This window comes from Gemmiger formicilis, from assembly GCF_016901605.1.
GTDB classification, from domain to species: Bacteria; Bacillota; Clostridia; order Oscillospirales; family Ruminococcaceae; genus Gemmiger; species Gemmiger formicilis_B.
Genome location: NZ_JACJKP010000272.1, coordinates 1 through 2,416, shown reverse-complemented (window position 1 = coordinate 2,416; position 2,416 = coordinate 1). Strand labels below are relative to the sequence as shown.

2 protein-coding genes are annotated in these 2,416 nt (G+C 51.0%); one reads left to right on the top strand and one right to left on the bottom strand.

Going from position 1 to position 2,416, the window contains the following annotated elements:
* A partial coding sequence (locus H6B10_RS14020; protein ID WP_204652170.1) for a YesL family protein occupies positions 1–578 on the top strand: 578 nt, incomplete at its 5' end.
* 65 nt (positions 579–643) lie between these two features.
* Here the strand turns inward: H6B10_RS14020 and H6B10_RS14015 are convergent.
* A complete protein-coding gene (locus H6B10_RS14015) occupies positions 644–2,140 on the bottom strand; it encodes an alpha-N-arabinofuranosidase (RefSeq protein WP_204652169.1) in 1,497 nt (498 codons plus the stop codon).
* Between the last annotated feature and the right edge of the window lie 276 nt (positions 2,141–2,416).

The following is a 2,416-nucleotide window of genomic DNA, read 5'->3' as shown; positions in this document are numbered from 1 at the left end:
GCCCTGCCATCACGGCTTTACATTATGTCACCACAAAAATGGCGGGTGAAAAAGACGGCACTCCGGTGGTCGGCAATTTTTTCAAGTCATTCCGGGCAAATTTCCGCCAGGGCGTACTGATGGGAATTCTTTTTGGGGCCGCAGGGGGATTTCTGGGCTATGATATCTATCTTCTATGGCATTCCGGGAATTTCCAAAACAGCATCTTTAAGATTTTGATTCCCGTGGCAGCAATCGCTTATATGATGACCTTCGTATATGCTTTCCCGCTGCTTGCAAGATTCAACAATACGGTTTTAGGTACCATACGGAATGCGTTTATCATGTCTGTGACCTCTTTGCCCAAAACCTTTTCCATGTTGTTGTTGATAGGCGCATGTGTAGCATTTACCCTGTATACACAGACCACATTGCGCTATGGACTGTTTTTGTGGTTTGCGCTGGGGTTCTCTTCGATTGCTTATGCAAATGCATTTGTTTTAAATGGCGTTTTCATGAAGTGCTCGGAGCAGTACTCTTCTCAGATAAATCAGGAGCAGTCTCAGGATACTACGGAGAATTCAGACGGCAAAAAGTAACCGTTTGACGGCATAGAATAAAGCAGAAGAGCGCAGGAGTCATCTCCGGCGCTCTTGTCTGGAAATCAGGCTTTCAGTGTAAAGGCAGCAACGCTGCATGCGGGCAAGAGGGAAGTAAAGCTGTTGGTACCAACAGTTATGTTTGTCAACGGCTTCGGCTCGACTTGATGGGGATTATCGAACGTATTGTAGGCAGCCGCGCCGGCACCATCACCGCTAAGAACCTGACCGGTGATGGAAGTAAACTTGCTCAGGCCATCCCAGTGAATTTCAACAGGCACAGAGGAATGATCGCTGAGGTTGACAACGGTAACCAGCACATTGCCGTTATGGTCTTCACTGGCGGAAACGTGCAAATTGGGAACCTTGCAGTCTGCCCCGTCTGCACCGATGAGCGCTGTTTCTGCGTAAGTTTCCAGCTGGCGAGCCCCCTGGTGGCCTTTGAACATATGGAACACGTGATACGTGGGCGTGCAAAGCATGCGCGGCCCGTCGGTAAGAATCATAGCCTGCAACACATTGACCGTTTGTGCAATGTTGGCCATGACGACGGAATCACAATGATCGCCAAAGATGTTCAGGTTGACTGCAGCGACCAGGGCATCCCGCATAGCGTTTTGCTGGTACAGGAAATGGGGGTTGGTTCCTTCCTCCACATCAAGCCATGTACCCCATTCATCAATTACAAGCCCCAGATTTTTGTTGGGGCAGGCCTGCCGCATCCGTGCGGTGTGGTTTTCAATCAACCCCTTCATCTGAAGGGCTTTATACATGGTAATATAATACTCTTCGCGGCTGAACTTGGTGGCAGAGCCTTTGTGCTCCCATTCGCTGCCGGGAATGGTGTAGTAATGCAGGCTTAAAGCGTCTACCAGCGCCCCGGTCAGTTCAGCAACCCGTTGCGTCCAATCGTAGTTGAAATCACAGGCGCCGCTTGCAATTTTGTAAATCTTGTGGGAAGGATCGTAGTCCCGTAGGAAACTGGCATACTGACGGCACAGATCGGAGTAGTAGTCTGCGCGCATATTGCCGCCGCCGCCCCACATTTCGTTGCCGATTCCCCAGTACTTTACGTTCCAGGGTGCATCCTGACCGTTTTGCCGCCGCAAGTCCGCCATGGGGGAAACGCCGGGCATGTTGCAATATTCGACCCAGTCGCACATTTCCTGTACAGTGCCGGTGCCTACGTTTCCGTTGATGTATGCTTCGCATCCCAACTGACGGCACAGCTCCATAAATTCATGGGTGCCAAAGGAATTATCCTCCCGTACACCACCCCATGTGGTATTGATCAGCGTCTTACGGGAAGACTTGGGACCGATGCCGTCCCGCCAGTGATAGGTGTCTGCAAAACAACCGCCCGGCCACCGAAGGACGGGAATATCCAGCGCTTTGAGAGCATTGACAACATCGGTGCGCATTCCATTCTGGTTGGGAATCTCGGAATCTTCGCCTACATACAGGCCGCCGTAAATGCAGCGCCCCAGATGTTCGGCAAAATGCCCGTAGATGTTTTTATTGATGGTGCCGACAGAGCGGTTGCCGTTAATGAAAATCAACATTGACATAGCCTCCTGAATGTGTGGTCCAGTAAACTGCGGTTCATGGAAAAAAGCAAACCGAAGGGGAAGGAAAAAATCGTTTTTTCGGTAGGGTACATTATACCGTTGCTTCTTGCGGGAACCAGATGCGGTAATGCCCGCTTAAAGCAAGCAGCGCAAAAAGATACAGGCAATTGTCATAATAACGCCGCGGTCCGGAACGGAGCGGAGTGCTAAAGAACCGGCGGAGCCATTCATCCGCGCAGGCGTCATCCAGAATCAGGGAACCCTGCGCAA

Excerpts from the sequence above, each read along its gene's own strand:
- H6B10_RS14015 (WP_204652169.1), bottom strand. The coding sequence starts at position 2,140 with ATGTTGATTTTCATTAACGGCAACCGCTCTGTCGGCACCATCAATAAA.